Source organism: Alterinioella sp. (assembly GCF_058343375.1).
Genome location: NZ_JBTUJH010000008.1, coordinates 58,764 through 73,980 on the forward strand (window position 1 = coordinate 58,764; position 15,217 = coordinate 73,980).

The 15,217-nt window shown below is 64.6% G+C and carries 14 protein-coding genes; 8 read left to right on the forward strand and 6 right to left on the reverse strand.

Translation table 11 applies throughout. The features are described from left to right. Nucleotides 1–132 precede the first annotated feature (132 nt). On the reverse strand, nt 133–1,167 hold the full coding sequence (locus tag ACW8PS_RS01755; protein ID WP_491525529.1) for an RluA family pseudouridine synthase: 1,035 nt from the start codon (nt 1,165–1,167) through the stop codon (nt 133–135). Between ACW8PS_RS01755 and ACW8PS_RS01760 the strand changes: the two genes are divergently transcribed. From ACW8PS_RS01760 to ACW8PS_RS01770, 3 genes are all read left to right on the forward strand, one after another. Further along, nucleotides 1,166–1,474, forward strand: a complete 309-nt coding sequence (locus ACW8PS_RS01760; RefSeq protein WP_491525530.1) for a DUF6476 family protein — start codon at nt 1,166–1,168, stop codon at nt 1,472–1,474. The two genes, ACW8PS_RS01755 and ACW8PS_RS01760, sit on opposite strands and share 2 nt — an antisense overlap. A gap of 162 nt (nt 1,475–1,636) precedes the next feature. After that, nucleotides 1,637–1,975 carry an ArsR/SmtB family transcription factor gene (locus ACW8PS_RS01765; protein WP_491525531.1) on the forward strand — a complete coding sequence of 113 codons (339 nt, stop codon included), beginning with the start codon at nt 1,637–1,639 and terminating at the stop codon, nt 1,973–1,975. After that, nucleotides 1,965–2,168, forward strand: coding sequence for a YgaP family membrane protein (locus tag ACW8PS_RS01770; protein ID WP_491525532.1), 204 nt, complete (start codon nt 1,965–1,967; stop codon nt 2,166–2,168). Before ACW8PS_RS01765 ends, ACW8PS_RS01770 begins: the two co-directional genes overlap by 11 nt. Before the next feature lie 50 nt (nt 2,169–2,218). On the opposite strand, the gene ACW8PS_RS01775 is transcribed toward ACW8PS_RS01770, so the two are convergent. Then, a complete protein-coding gene (locus ACW8PS_RS01775; protein ID WP_491525533.1) occupies nt 2,219–3,295 on the reverse strand; it encodes a tetratricopeptide repeat protein in 1,077 nt (358 codons plus the stop codon). 232 nt (nt 3,296–3,527) lie between these two features. Between ACW8PS_RS01775 and ACW8PS_RS01780 the strand changes: the two genes are divergently transcribed. From ACW8PS_RS01780 to ACW8PS_RS01800, 5 genes are all read left to right on the forward strand, one after another. Beyond that, nucleotides 3,528–4,949 (forward strand): UbiA family prenyltransferase, encoded by a 1,422-nt coding sequence (locus ACW8PS_RS01780; protein WP_491525534.1) that lies wholly within the window; start codon nt 3,528–3,530, stop codon nt 4,947–4,949. Further along, nucleotides 4,946–5,374, forward strand: coding sequence for a GtrA family protein (locus tag ACW8PS_RS01785; protein ID WP_491525535.1), 429 nt, complete (start codon nt 4,946–4,948; stop codon nt 5,372–5,374). Before ACW8PS_RS01780 ends, ACW8PS_RS01785 begins: the two co-directional genes overlap by 4 nt. Beyond that, nucleotides 5,371–6,693: an FAD-binding oxidoreductase gene (locus ACW8PS_RS01790; protein WP_491525536.1), complete on the forward strand. Its 1,323-nt coding sequence runs from the start codon at nt 5,371–5,373 to the stop codon at nt 6,691–6,693. Before ACW8PS_RS01785 ends, ACW8PS_RS01790 begins: the two co-directional genes overlap by 4 nt. Beyond that, nucleotides 6,690–7,424, forward strand: coding sequence for an SDR family oxidoreductase (locus tag ACW8PS_RS01795; RefSeq protein ID WP_491525537.1), 735 nt, complete (start codon nt 6,690–6,692; stop codon nt 7,422–7,424). Before ACW8PS_RS01790 ends, ACW8PS_RS01795 begins: the two co-directional genes overlap by 4 nt. Before the next feature lie 124 nt (nt 7,425–7,548). Further along, nucleotides 7,549–9,087, forward strand: coding sequence for a hypothetical protein (locus tag ACW8PS_RS01800; RefSeq protein WP_491525538.1), 1,539 nt, complete (start codon nt 7,549–7,551; stop codon nt 9,085–9,087). Between the two features lie 76 nt (nt 9,088–9,163). Here ACW8PS_RS01800 and ACW8PS_RS01805 read toward each other — a convergent pair whose 3' ends face one another. The 4 genes from ACW8PS_RS01805 to ACW8PS_RS01820 form a co-directional block, all read right to left on the reverse strand. Beyond that, nucleotides 9,164–10,156, reverse strand: a complete 993-nt coding sequence (locus tag ACW8PS_RS01805) for an SUMF1/EgtB/PvdO family nonheme iron enzyme (RefSeq protein ID WP_491525539.1) — start codon at nt 10,154–10,156, stop codon at nt 9,164–9,166. Between the two features lie 23 nt (nt 10,157–10,179). After that, on the reverse strand, nt 10,180–11,931 hold the full coding sequence (locus ACW8PS_RS01810) for a hypothetical protein (protein WP_491525540.1): 1,752 nt from the start codon (nt 11,929–11,931) through the stop codon (nt 10,180–10,182). Nucleotides 11,932–12,101: 170 nt separating this feature from the next. Beyond that, nucleotides 12,102–13,133, reverse strand: coding sequence for an ACP S-malonyltransferase (locus ACW8PS_RS01815; protein WP_491525542.1), 1,032 nt, complete (start codon nt 13,131–13,133; stop codon nt 12,102–12,104). Next, on the reverse strand, nt 13,130–15,217 hold a 2,088-nt coding region (locus ACW8PS_RS01820), incomplete at its 5' end, for a dehydrogenase E1 component subunit alpha/beta (protein WP_491525543.1). The genes ACW8PS_RS01815 and ACW8PS_RS01820, both read right to left, overlap by 4 nt.

Sequence of the window (15,217 nt, forward strand, 5' to 3'; positions counted from 1 at the left end):
TAACTTTGACTGAATATGGGCTCACCAACGCCCTTGTTCAAGAGCGTTGCCCGCGTCTCGGCATCATATACGGGCAATAGATCGCGCACCGCAATCAATGTTTCAACCTCTTCACGTGCAATTGCGCACAATTTAGCGGGCTGTTTCGCGCAGTTGTTCCAAAAGACCGGCCATATCCGCAGGCAAAGGCGCGCAAAAGCCGAGCTCCTCGCCGGTCACGGGATGGCGGAAGCCAAGGCTCGCGGCATGCAGCGCCTGGCGGGGGAAACTGTTCAGATCTGCAGCCAGGGCCGCGCCCATCGCCTTGGCGGAAACCCGCCGCCGTCCGCCATAGGTCTGATCGCCCACCAGCACGTGACCGGCATGGGCCATATGCACCCTGATCTGATGCGTGCGCCCGGTTTCCAACCAGCAATTGACCAGCGCGACCGCGCCAAAGCCCTCCTCGACCCGGGCCCGCGTCACGGCGTGCCGCCCGCCCTGAAACAGCACCGCCTGGCGTTGCCGGTCGGTCCGGTGGCGCGCCAGATGCGTGGTCAGCTTCAAAATGCCGCCGGCCTCGAAACTGACGCCGGGCACCCCGCGCAGGCGTGGGTCCGAGGCATCGGGAACCCCGTGGCAGATCGCCAGATAATGCCGCGCAACGCTATGGGCCTCGAATTGGGCCGCAAGACCATGATGCGCCTTGTCCGATTTCGCCACCACCAGCAGACCAGAGGTATCCTTGTCGATCCGGTGCACGATACCGGGCCGCTTTTCGCCGCCGATACCGGACAGATTGCCGCCGAAATGATGCAGCAGCGCATTGACCAACGTGCCCGAAGGCGTGCCGGGCGCGGGGTGGACAACCATGCCAGCCGGTTTGTTGATGACGATCAGATCGGCATCCTCATGCAGGATCTGCAATGCAATATCTTCCGGGCGCGTATCCACCTCGATGGCGTCCTGCACCGTGATCTCCACCAGATCGCCTTCAACCAGCCGGGCCCGCGGATCGGTCACCACGATGCCGTTCACCGTCACGGCCCCGGCCGCGATCAGACGCGCCAGGCGCGACCGGCTCAGGCTCGCTTGCTCTGGCACATCGCGGGCCAGTGCCTTATCAAGACGCTTGCCCGGATCCGCACCGATGCGGACCGGGATGATTTTCGGCGAAGGGCCTGGCATGAACGAATCTCCAGCGGCAGACAGCCACGACCCCGATCCGCTGAACCTGCGGGTTCTGCGCATTCTCGTGACCGTGCTGACGGTGACAATGATTGTGGGGCTGATAACCATCGTGGTGACCTTTGTCACCCGTTTCGAAAGCGGCACGCCGGTGGCACTGCCCGATACCGTCACCCTGCCCGAGGGCGTGGTCGCGCGTGCCGTCACCTTCGGCCCCGACTGGTATGGCGTGGTGACCGAGGACAACCAGATCCTGATATTCGACCGCGAAGATGGCACCTTGCGTCAGACCGTTCAGATCGACTGAAACGCTTTGCCCTGGAAAGGCGCGCGCACACAGCTTCTTTGTGCCTGAAATATCCCGGGGGGCGTCGCCCGATGGCGACGGGGGGCAGCGCCCCCGCCCGCCCTGATCAGAGGCAGGAAATCGCCCCTTGACATTAATTTAGTTTTTACTAATTTAGCTATCATGAATATAGAGGATCTCAAATCACACGCCACCGACGTGGCCGGCCTGATGAAGGTCTTGGCCAATTCGCATCGGCTTTTGATCCTGTGCGAATTGCACAAGCGCGAATGCAATGTCGGCGATCTGCAGCGCGCCGTCGGCATCTCGCAATCGGCGCTGTCCCAGCACCTTGCCAAACTGCGCAAGGAAAACCTGGTCTCGGTGCGCCGCGAGGCCCAGACCATCTACTATTCACTGACCGATCCGAACATGCGCGACGTGATGGCGCTGCTCTATCGGCTCTATTGCGACCCCTCTTCCAACCTTCCAACCTCAAAGGAAACGACCGATGACAATTGACCGCGCCGTAATGGCATTTGCCGGAACCGTAATCCTGATCAGCCTGGCGCTTGGCCTGCTGGTCAGCCCCTACTGGTTTTTCCTGAACGCTTTCGTGGGCGCAAACCTGATCCAGAGCGCCTTTACCGGTTTCTGCCCGGCAGCGATGATCTTGCGGCGGCTGGGCCTGCGGCCGGGATGCGCTTTCGAATGACCGAAGCTTGCGGATGCGCGCCGGTCTGACGGCGCGCATACCAGGCCGCTTCAACGCTGGTTGCCCAATGCGGCGGCCCCGGCGCGTGACATCGGCCCGATGACACCGTCAATGGCACCGCGATACAGGCCGCGATCGCGCAGGATCACCTGAAACGCCATCGCGGTGGCGCGGTCCCAGGGCGGCACCACCGCGCCCACTTCGCCGCGCAGATCGTCCAGATCAACCTCGCCGGTTTCCAGCGCCTGCACATAAAGCGCCGCCGCGCGGTCCGGGTCCGCCTCCACCCCGCGCCCGCGTTCATACAGAAAGCCCAGCGCGCCCACCGCCTCGGCCAACCCGGCATCGGCGGCGCGTTGCGTCCAGCGCAATTGCAGCGCCGGGTCCCCGGTGCCGGGCCCATCCGCCTCGGAATAGATCTTGGCCAGTTCCAGCACAGCCACGATGCTGCCCTGTTCGGCCGCCATGCTGAAATAGCGCGCCGCCGTTGCGGGATCGGGAATGTTGAGATCGGCATCCGCGCCGCCCGGAATGCCATCGCCGGTCAGATAGGTCTGGCCAAGCCGCAACTGGGCAAAATGATAGCCGCCCTCGGCCGCATCCGTCATCAGGCGGATCATTTCGCCGCTGTCGCGCGGCACACCGCGGCCAAGCCGATACAGAAACCCCAGCGTCGTCATCGCCGCCAGATCGCCGCGCGCGACACCGCGCCGGAAATGTTGCACCGCCGCATCCATATCGGTGCGCACCGGGCCGATGCCAAACAGGCTGTAATCGCCCAGCTTGGTGTCGGCCGCCCCCAGCCCGGCGGCTGAGGCCGCCTCGAACTGCGCAATCGCGCCCGCATGGTCGCCTGCCAGCTGCAACCCCACACCCAGATGAAACAGCGCAGCCGCGTCCTGCGATCCGGCCTCTACCGCCGCGGCGCAAAACGGCATGGCGGCGCGGGCTGCCGCGATCATGGCCTCCTGCGCCTCGGGGGTAACCGGCACCCCGGCATCGGGCGTGCCCGCCAGCGCCAGGCATTGCGCCAGCGCATCATCGCTCTGGGCCGCGCCGGGAACCGGGGCCAAGGCAAGGGCAAGGGCCAGGCTGAAAACGCCCGGATTGGGGAAAAGAGGTTTCATGAGATATCGAACCACTTGATTATGAAAAATACCATGATCAAGCCTAGCCAAAGCCCCCGGACCTGTCACCTCTCCCTTCCCAACAAAACCACAGTTTCGGCTGGCTTATGTCACAGCCCTGTGCCAGCTTTTGGACGCAGTTTGAAAAGATCGGGAAAAACCCGGGCAAAAAGGATAGACCCTCCGACAACAGACAAACAGGTTCTTGGGCAGGATGATGCGCGATTCCAGCATGGCAGACAGGGTTTTGGCGGTCGATCTCGACGGCACGCTGATCCGTGGCGATATGCTGTATGAATGCCTGTGGTGCGCCATGGCGCACAGCTGGCGCACGCCGTTCGTTGCCGCGCGCGGGCTGGCTGCCGGCAAACCGGCCCTGAAACGCGCTCTGGCCGATCTGGGCCCGGTCGATGTGGCATCCCTGCCCTATGACCCCCAGGTCATCGCACAGATCAAAGCCTGGCGCGCGGGCGGCGGGCGCACCGCGCTGATCACGGCGTCCGATCACCAGCTGGCCGAGGCCGTGGCCGCGCATCTGGGCCTGTTTGACGAGGTCCAGGGCACGACCGCCGATTGCAACCTGAAGGGCGCGGCCAAGGCCGCATTGCTGACCCGGCGTTATGGCGCGGACGGGTTCACCTATATCGGCGACGCCCGTGCCGATCTGCCCTGTTGGGCGGCGGCCGAGGCCGCGATCACCGTCGGGGCATCGCCGCAACTCAGGGCCGCGGTGGCCGGGATCAATGCCGATGTCACCCACCTGTCGCCGCCCGAGCCGCTGATCTGGCCGATGCTCAAGGCGATACGACCGCATCAATGGCTGAAAAACATCCTCGTCTTCGTGCCCGTGCTGGCCAATCAATCCTTCACCTGGGCGGCGCTGATGCAGGGGCTGATGGCCTTTGTCGCCTTTGGCCTGGTGGCCTCGGCCGGCTATCTTCTGAACGATCTGCTGGATCTGGGGCCAGACCGGGCGCATGACCGCAAACGGCTCCGCCCGCTGGCCTCGGGCCGGTTGCCGCTGCCGGTGGGCACGGCCATGGTGCCGGGGCTACTGGGGGCCGGGCTGCTGGTATCATCACTGTTGGGATGGGCTTTTGCCGCCGTCATCGCGGTCTATTTCCTGATGACGATGAGCTACTCGCTGTTTCTCAAGCGCAAGGCCATCATTGATATCTGCGTGCTGGCGGGGCTCTACACGCTGCGCATCATCGCCGGCGGCGTTGCCACCGGGATCGAATTGTCGATCTGGCTGCTGGCGTTTTCGCTGTTCTTCTTTTTCTCGCTGGCCGCCGTCAAGCGGCAGGCCGAACTGGTTCATGTCAAGAATAGCGGCCTGAGCGGGGCGGCGGGGCGGGGCTATTCGGTCGAGGATCTGCCGCTGATGATGCAGATGGCGCTGAGCGCGGGTTTCGTATCTGTCCTGGTCATGGCGCTGTATCTCAATACGCCCGAAGTGCAGGCCAAATACAGCGCGCCGACGCTGCTTTGGGGGGTCAATGTTCTGTTGCTCTACTGGATCAGCCGGGTGGTCCTGACCACGCATCGCGGCGGCATGCATGATGATCCGATGGTCTTTGCCGTGACCGACCGCACCAGCCTGATCGTTTTTGGCCTTATCGGTGCGCTTGGCGCGGCGGCCATCCTGCTATGAGCCCCGCGACACTTGCCCTGCGCTATGCCGGTTTTGCGGTGATCGCCACCATTGCCAATCTGGGTCTGCAGCGGGTGGTTCTGGGCTGGGGTGAGGGGGCCGCGATCTACGCGGCGGCGCTGGCGGCGGGCACCTTGATCGGGCTGGTGGTGAAATATATCCTCGACAAACGCTGGATCTTTTTTGACCACAGCACCGGGGTCAGGGCCCACAGCACCAAATTCGCGCTCTATACCGCGATGGGCCTGATCACCACCGCCATTTTCTGGGGCACCGAAACCGCGTTCTGGCTGATCTGGAGCACCGATCCGATGCGTGAGGTCGGCGCGGTCCTGGGCCTGTCCGTGGGCTATGTGACGAAATACCTGCTCGACCGGCGCTTCGTCTTTACCGATACCGTAGCAAAGACGGAGGGCGCAGGATGAAAATCGCAGGCTGGGGCAATTTTCCTTGGGCGGACTGCGCCATATCCGCACCGCGATCCGAGGCCGAACTGGCGGCACAGGTCGCACGCGGCCATGCCATCGCACGCGGCAATGGGCGCTCCTATGGCGACAGCGCCCTCAGCCCGCGCAACACCATCGACATGCGCCAATTCGACCGGATGATCTCGTTCGACCCCGATACCGGCCTGCTGGTGGCCGAGGCCGGTGTGATGCTGTCCGATGTCATCGACGCCTTCCTGCCGCGCGGCTGGTTTCCGATGATCACGCCGGGCACCCGATTGATCACGCTTGGCGGGGCCATCGCCGCCGATGTGCATGGCAAGAGCCACCATATGAATGGCAGTTTCCGCGCCTGCGTCGACTGGATCGACGTGATGGGCCGGGATGGCTCGGTGACCCGCGCCGCGCGCGACCAGAATGCCGAGCTGTTTGGCTGGACCATCGGCGGCATGGGGCTGACCGGGATCATCCTGCGCTGCGCCATACGGCTGCGGCCGGTGCAATCGGGCTGGATCCGGCAACAGATGATCCCGGCCGAAAATCTGGCCGCCGCGATGCGCGCCTTTGAAGACAATATGGACACCAGCTATTCGGTGGCCTGGATCGACTGTGCCGCCAAAGGCGCGCAGCTGGGCCGGTCGCTGGTGATGATCGGCGAACATGCGCGCGCCGATCAGGTCGCCCCGCGCCATCGCCACCGGCCGCTGCATGTGCCCGCCAAACCCAAACATACCTTTCCCTTTGCGCTGCCCGGTTTCGCGTTGAACCCCTTTACCGTGCGCGCCTTCAATGCGCTTTATTTCTGGCACGGAAACCGCAATGCCGGCGAAAGCCTGATTGACTGGGACAGCTTTTTTTACCCGCTCGACGCGGTTCTGAAATGGAACCGCCTCTATGGCCGCCGCGGGTTCATGCAGTTTCAATGCGTGTTGCCGACCGAAACCGCACAGACCGGCCTGCAGGATCTGTTGCAGGCGATCTCGGCCTCGGGCCAGGCATCCTTTCTGTCGGTCCTGAAACGCTTTGGCCCGCAGACCGGCCCGATCTCCTTTCCGATGGAGGGCTACACGCTGGCACTGGATTTCCCGCGCACCCGGCGCGCCATCGAGCTGATGCCACAGCTCGACGCCATCACCCTGGCCCATCAGGGCCGGTTCTATCTGGCCAAAGACAGCCGCATGTCCGCCGAAACCTTCGCCAATGCCGACCCCCGCGCCGCTGAATTTGCCGCCTGGCGGCAGGCGCAGGGGCTGACCACCGCATTTTCATCCGCTCAATCCGAAAGGCTGAACCTATGACCGGCCCCGTCCTTATCCTTGGCGCGCGTTCCGATATCGCCCGCGCCACCGCCCGCGCCTTTGCGGCAAACGGCCATCCGATCCAGCTGGCCGCGCGCAATGCCGAAACCCTGGCCGCCGATCAGGCCGATCTGCAGACCCGGTTCGGGGTCGCGGTCAGCCTGCATGATTTCGACGCGCTGGCGATTCTTGAACATGAAGGTTTCGTCGATGCCCTGCCCGCCCTGCCGCAGATCGTGGTCTGCGCGGTCGGCATATTGGGCGATCAGACCGAAAACGAGGATGATATCGTGGCGGCGCAAACCGTCCTGCGCAGCAATTTTGAGGGGCCTGCCCTGATGCTTGGGGTGCTGGCCAACCGCTTTGCCACCCGCGGCTCCGGCACAATCGTGGGACTCAGCTCGGTGGCCGGGGAACGGGGCCGCGCCTCGAACTATGTCTACGGGGCCGCCAAGGCCGGGTTTACCGCCTTCCTGTCGGGGCTGCGCAATCGGCTGGCCAGGCAGGGCGTGCATGTCGTGACCGTGCTGCCCGGCTTTGTGAACACGGCGATGACGGCGGGCATTGACACGCCCGCAGCCCTGACCGCGGAACCGGGCGAAGTGGCCGATGCCATTGTGAACGCGGTCAAAAAATCGCGCAACGTGATCTATGTGCGGCGCATCTGGTGGCTGGTCATGGCCATCATTCGCAACATCCCCGAACCGGTGTTCAAGAAAACCAGTATCTGACATTCCGCGGGTTTCCGCGCCCGGATCTGCAAAAACGGCGATTTACCGCCGGAAAACCGGTGTTTTCGGTTACGCCCGATTCGACTTCTTGTTTCCTTAATTTGAGCAGAGTATCCCCGATCGCATGAGGGACAGAATATCCAACCCGCTCGGGCAGCGGGATCAGCGCAGTTTTGCAGAGGTTCTGGAATCGCCGTCAGCCGTATTGGCTGTGCTGGCGGTCTCTGCGTTGCTGGGTGCCGCCATTCTTGTGCTGGTGGTGACCAGAATCGCGCCGATTGCGCGGCTTGCCGCACTGGATGAAATGCCCGTGCCGCTCAGCGTGACCGAACTGAGCCTGGGCAATCTGCTGATCCCCGACACGAATTTCGACACTGACCCCGGCGCGCCCGCGACAGGGTTCGACGCCCCCGCCCGGCCAGCGCCCGCAGCCCTGCCGCAGATGCGCCCCGAGGCCGATATTACCCAGGTCACCCCGCCTGTCATGCCGGTCCCGGATCCGGCCCCCGTGATAATCATCGCAGGCCGCCCGCCGGTCGATGCGGTGCCGCGCCCGGCCGCCATTGTCGCGCTGGCCGCATCCCTGCGCAGGCCATCCGACCCCGCGACGCTGGCCGCCACGCGCCCGACACTGCGCCCGGTCACAGCCATCGCCATCGCCGCGACCCCGGATGCCCCCGATACCATTGCCGCACCGGTTGCCGCGGCGATCGTGACCACCAGCCTGCGCCCGGCCGCCCGGCCCGCCAGCCTTGAGGTTGCGCCGCATGAGGTGGCTGTTGCCCGCGCAGCCGAACCAACCGCCGATGTGACGCTGGCCGCCCTGCCAGGCCCAGGCGCCAGCATCGCACCCGGTTTTGATCGCAACGCCAATGCCTGCAGCCGCCGTCTGGCCCGCGAAATTCCGCGTCGCCCCGGCACTGCGGCGGGTGGCACTGCCTTCATCTCCACGCTGGCCTCGGCCTCGGGCAGCTCGCGCGACGCCATGATCGCGCGCGAGGTTCTGCGCGGCAATGTGCCCGCATTCATGCGCGATCTGGCCCCGGTCAGCTTCACCGGCGTGCTGCCCAATGGCCGCAGCGCCCAGATCACCATCTGCGTAACCCCCGATTACCTGGCCGTCGGCAGCGACCGCGATTTCGTGCGCGTGCCGCTTGGCCTGGCCGCCGCCGGTCAGATTGCCGACCGGTTCAACATGATGCTGCCCACCACCCGCATGGTCGATGCGATCTATGCCCAGGCCGATCTGCGCCTGACGCCGTCACCGATGACACCGGGGTCGCAGATGTCCTCGACCGATTATTTCCTGCGCCATAACGCAACCGTCGAAACCCAGCGCATCAATGCCGGTGGCCGCCTGGGCATGCTGGTGGCGGGGCAAAAGAAAGATGTGGTGCTGACCAACCGGCTGGCCCGTGCCCCCGGCCGGGTCGCGATCTATGGCTGGCAACGCCGCGGCGGCCGCCCGATCCAGCCGCTTTCAACCGTCCACGCGGCCTCCTATGCCGATTACAGCCACGGCATCCGCCTGGTCAGCCGCACCGCCTTCGTCAATGGCGAGCCGTTCGATCTTGAGGATCTGCTGATGAGCGGCACCTATGCCGGGTTGCTGAACTCTGATGGCCCCATCGGACGCCCGGCAATCCAACTGGCATCCCGCTGAGAACCTTCAGATCACCCCGACAAAAAAGCCCCGCCCGGACCAACCCGGCGGGGCTTTTTGCGTCCTGCGGGCGGGGTCAGTTCACATCGCGGAAACAACGGAACCCAAGGTGATAATTGCGGTGGCTGGCCGGGTCCATCACCCGGCTGCCATGCCAGAACGGGGCCCGCCAGCGCGCCCAGTTCGGATGCGCCCGGATCGTATCCCAGATGAACCAGCTGCCCTTCATCTCGGTGACGCCCAATGTGGTCGATCCCCGGCTGGCCATCTGGCTTTCATTCAGCGGCAGGTTCATATGTTCGGCGGCATTGCCGTCAATGTCATAAACCCCAAGCGGGCTGCGGCATTGCGGAAAGGATCCCGCCGGATAGGTGTTCGACCCGCAGCCGTTGAAATCGCCGCCATTGCAGCCCGGCGTCTTGCGGCTGCCGGTGGCGCAGATGCCGGCCCGCCACTGGCCGATGGAATATTGGTTGCTGGTGCCGGCCCAGCGCTGGTTGTGCCAGGCGCGCATGGCCCCCTGACTGCCCAGATCGAAGCGGTAATCAGGTGCCAGCAAGGCACCGGCCGCCGCCCCTTCCCATTCATGCGCGTCGCCGATACGCCCGCCTTCCGCCGCGCAAAGCACCGCCGCCTCATTGGCACGCACCCAGACCACCGGATAGGCCAGCGGCACATTGGGGTATTCAAACATGTCGACACAGACCGTCGCATCCTCGGGGCTTTGCGTCGCGGGGTCGTAAAGCGGCACCATATAGGGTTCGCCGCAGATCCGTTCGAACCGGGCATTGCGATAGCTGTTCTGCACCGCCGCGACGCTGCCGCCGATACGCTCCGCGGCCTCCTCGGGCGTCATCGCGTAACGGGTGACCGCCGGGTTGCCCTGCCCGATATAGGATGATCCCGAAAAAATCTCGCGGATGCGGCGGATCTCGGCATTCGAGACACCGCGCACCTCCTGCATCTGGCGAAACATCGCCTCGTTGCGTTCATTCAGCGACTGCGCCCCCACCCCGGCACCCATGACGCCGCTCAGAAGGGTCACACACACAAAGGCAAGATATCGCATCGGGGAGATTCCTTATTTTATGGTTACTCGCGGCGCAGCAGGTAAAAGAAGTCACGGTTATCGGCATAGCCCACAAAACGCGGGATCGGACCGCGCCGGGTATTCTGATCGACCACAGCCATGCCCGGAACCAGATGCTGGGCCTCGATCCAATCCTCATCATCGATCTGCGGATACAGCGCCATATAGGTCAGCTCCTGGCTGTTCATGTCCATCAGCATGGCATAATCGCAGCCATAGGCCTGAAAGGTCCGGGCCATGGCCGAGGGTGTGGCGGTCGAGAAATAGGCGTAGATCAGAAACTGGCGGCCATCGACCTCGCGCAGGCAGGATCCGGCGCGCAGGGTGCGCAGCTGCGCCTCGGCCGATCCCGACCAGTTGCCGCCCCCCCATTGCGTCACCCGTTCGCCCGGCACGCCTGCGCCGGTTTCCGGATCGGGGTTGATCAGCGCCACGCCATTTTGCCGCGCAAAGCGCATATTGGGCAGCAATGCCTGCATCTCCTCGGTCCAGGTCACCATGCCGAATGTGCCGTCATTCATCACATAGATCGTCGAAAGCCCCGGCCACAGGCGGCTGAGCAGGGTGCCATTGACCAGAAACCCATAGTGATGGCCATTATTATATGTCGCCAGATCGCCATAGCGAAACGCCCCGTGTTCGCGTTTGAAGCCACCGGTAAAGGTTGCCGCCACACGGTCCAGATAGCTGGGGCTCAGCATCCCGTTCATCACCAGCGGTGCCGGGCTGCTGAACCCATCGGGCCCCGCGATCGACAAGGCATTGCCGGACCGGTTCGGGCGCGGTGACCAGCCGAAAGCGGGGTGATCGGTGCCCAGCTCATAGCCGATTTCAAAGTTTTCCATATCGAAGGCCACCAGATAGACATCGGCGTTGCGTTCGACCGCGTCCAGCCAGTTGGTTTCGCCGCGACGGTTGAGAATCTCTTCGCTGATCATGCCGGGCTGCATCACCGATGAATAGATCCCCGGCGCATCCTGCACCGCATACCAGCTGCCCGCCTCCATGCCGCCCTCGGCCCCGATCAGGTCAAACCCGGGCGAGGCCCGCATCACCGGAGACCGCGACAGGTCGGCCTGGCCAAGCAAGGCAACAACCGCGCCCGCATCGGCACCCTCGATCTCGTCGCTGTCTTCCAGAAAGGCATCGACATAGAACGTGCCCTTGATCAGGTTCACGATCGAATCGCCAAAGATCACGTTTTCGCGCAGAAAATCGGCGATTGCCTCGCGGCTGCTGCGTGACCCGGATACGCGGTTGCGCAAATAGATGCGCGCGTCACAGATCGCGGCATAGGGCAGGCCGGACGCGGCGGCCGCGTCCAGTTCGGAATTGCGGCCAAGCCAGGGCACGCATTCCTCGGTGTCACCGGCCCCTTCGATCACCAGATACGGGCTGGTGCCATCGCCGCCCAGCGCAATCTGCCAGAAATCCGGGTCGGTATTCTCCAGATGGTAAAAGGCCGGGCGCGCGCCCGCTTCCTGCACCCGCAGCACGAACCAGCTGTTGATATTGGGGTTCATCGAAATCAGCTGCACCTGCAAGCCATCCGCGCCCTCGACCGTCTCTTCGGCGCGGAACGGTTGCATCGCAAAGATCGACCCCGGCGGCTCGTTCTGAAACGCGGCCATCTGCGCCGCCAGCACCTCCGCGCTGGGCGGCTCGATGCCGGTGGCCAGCGCGGGCAGGCCGAGCGACAGGGCAAGGGCGAATGTGGTTCCGGCAAAGCGCGAAGGCAAAATCAATCCAGGCAAATCCAACTCCAAAAATATCATCGTGCCGCATGCGGATGCCGTAATTCGGCGCGCATGAGGGGCAATCGACACGCGGATGCTGCACCATATCGGCCCGCCACGCAATGCCGGTCACCGCCGCCTTTGGCTGCGAAAGATCACGTTTTTCCGGGAACCCCGAATATCCGCTGTCAGACCGCCTGCGCGCGTTGATCGGCGCGCCCCATCGAGACCAGCAAAGGGGTTTCCCCCTGCAGCCGCTCGAAATCCGCCTTTGATGCCATCCCCCGCCAGCCGCACGCCACCAGCGATTGCGCCACCGCCCCGCCAAGCGTGCCGCCCGGCCCGGTGACGATAAACAGATCAGGGGCGAATTCGCGCGCCGCCATGCGGATCGCGGCCGAAAAATCATAGCTCTCGGTCACCTGATGGCCCAGCGTATAGGCCCGCAACGCGCCGGGATCGACAGCACCCGGCCACCAGATCGCCCCGCGCCCGTCGATCAGCGGGGCTTTGGGCTGGCCAAACCCGACCCCCGCCAGCGCAGCGCGGCCAAGCGCGGCCACCGGGGCCTGCAATTCGGTGTGAAACGCCGCGTGCCCGGTCAGCCGCATCGGAAACCGGCCGTCGATCTGCGGCATGGCGGCCTCGAACGCATCCAGCCCGGCCGCATTACCCGCCAGCACCAGCATACCGCCCAGATCGATTGACAGGCGCAGCACCTGACCGGGCTGCGCGTCGATCCGGGCCAGTGTTTCCAGCAGCTCCGCCTTTCGGGCCGGATCCACCCGCCAATCGCTGCCCATCCAGGGATAGACCAATTGCCCGCCGATCAGATGCTCCTGCATCAGCGCGCCCATGGTGTTGACGATCTCGAACCCGTCTTGCGGCGAGACCGCCCCGCCCGCGGCCAGCGCCAGATACCAGCCCATCGAATTGCCGGTGACGGCGACAATTTCGATGTCCGCCGCCAGCGCCGCCACATCGGCCAGCGCCGAGGCCGCAATCAGGGCGGAGGCGATATCGCCCCGGGCATATTTCGACAGGCTGAACCTTGCCGCGCCATCCAGCGCCGAGACCGTCTCCTGCCCCGCCGCCGCACGCTGCGCATCGAACCCGGCAATCAGATCGGCGCGGGGCCGGTGATGGCGCGCCAGATAGCCAAGCTCGGCTTTGTTATAGGTGCCGCGCCCGGGCAGGATGAGAACCGCGCGCCGGGTCATGGCCCGCCCCCGAGCAGCGCCTTGGCCGCCGCCACGATGCTCTCTTTCGACGGCAGCGTCGCGCCATAGGCCGGGCCGGTGGCAATAAAACTGTCCTCGGCGGTGACGCGGGCAAAACTGGGCAGCCCGGCCTCATGGAAATGCCCCATCAGCGCCTCGGCCTGACCGCCGGTAAAGCGGCATTCATCCACAATCAGAACATGGTCGCAGCCCCGCACCGCCGCCACAATCGCCGCCACCGGCAGCGGGGCCAGCCAACGGATGTCGATCACCCGCAGCGCCACCCCCGCCGCCGCCAGATCAGCCTCGGCCTGGCGCGACAGGTAATGCCCGTTGCCATAGGTCACGATAGCCAGATCGGTGCCCTTGCCATGCTGGCCGATCTGGCCCAGGCCGATCCGCTCGCCGGGGGGCGGGTAAGGCGTCATCCAGGCCCCATCGCCCGGCACCGCCAGATCGCGCATCGGATAGAGCGCGATCGGCTCCACGAACACCACCACCCGGTTTTCCTCGCGCGCCAGTCGCACGCATTCACGCAGCATCCCGGCGGCATCGGCCCCGGTCGAGGGGCAGGCGATGATCAGCCCGGGAATATCGCGCAGCACGGCCAGCGAATTGTCATTATGGAAATGCCCGCCAAAGCCCTTTTGATAGCCCAGCCCGGCAATCCGGATCACCATCGGGTTGGTGAACTGGCCCTGGCTGAAGAAGGGCAGCGTCGCGGCCTCGCCCCGCAATTGATCCTCGGCATTGTGCAGATAGGCCAGAAACTGGATCTCGGGCATCGGCAAAAACCCGTTGCCGGCCAGCCCGATGGCCAGGCCCAGAATGCTCTGCTCATCCAGCAGCGTATCAATCACCCGGTCGCGGCCAAAGCGCGCTTGCAGCCGTTGGGTGACGCCATAAACACCGCCCTTGCGCCCGACATCCTCGCCCATGCAGATGATTTCGCCATGGTCCAGCATCAGGTCGGTCAGCGCCATGTTGAGACATTTGTTCAACGGTTGCGGGGCCGCCATCGCCTTCATGTCACTGCCGAAAACGGCGGCGCGGGTGTCGGGCGCGGGCCCGTTGGTGGGGGCGCAGTCGCGTTTCGGCGGAATGATCGAGCCCATCACATCACGGGCGGTTTTCAGATGCGGGCGGGTGACGATCTGGGCCGCTACGCGCGCCACCCTCTCGCAGGTCTCGGTATAGATCGCCAGCGCATCCTCAGGCGTCAGCGCGCCGGCCTCGGCCAGCAGCCGCGCCGAATGCAGCAACGGGTCATTGGCCTCATCGCGCTCCACCTCTTCGCGCGGCAGATAGCTGGTGGCCACATCGGCACCGGCATGGCCATAAAGGCGCACCATGCGCAGATGCAGGAATGCAGGCTTGCGGTGGTGGCGGACATAATCGGCGGCAGCACCCGCCACCCGGAACGTGTCGTAGATATCCAGCCCATCGGCCTTGAAATAGCGGATGCCGGGGCGGTGGCGCATCGAGTTCTCGATCCAGCCCGCAGGCGTCTTGGTCGAAATCCCGATGCCGTTATCCTCGCACACAAAGAGGATCGGCAGCGGCACCGATTGCACAGCGGTCCAGCCCGCCGCATTGATCGCGCCCTGCGCGGTGGAATGATTGGTCGAGGCATCGCCGAACGAACACATCGCAATGGCGTCCGGTTCATAGAGACGATGTTCCGGCGGGTGGCGGCGCGCAAGGCCGATCGCATAGGCCGCGCCGACCGCCTTGGGCAGATGGCTGGCGATGGTCGAGGTCTGCGGCGGAATCATCAGCGCCCGTGACCCCAGAACCTTGTGCCGCCCGCCCGAAATCGGATCATCGGTGGAACAGGCAAAGCTGGCCAGCATGTCCCAGGTGATGTTGATGCCCGGCACCTGCGTGCTGCGGGCAATCTGGAACGCGCCGTCGCGGTAATGCAGAAAAGCGGGGTCCGTGGGGTCAAGCGCGGCGGCCACGGCGGCCATGCCCTCATGGCCCGACGATCCGATGGTATAAAACCCCTGTCCGGCCTTCTGCATGGCGCGGCTTTCACGGTCCAGCGCCCGGCTCAGGATCTGGGCGCGAAAAATGGCAACGGC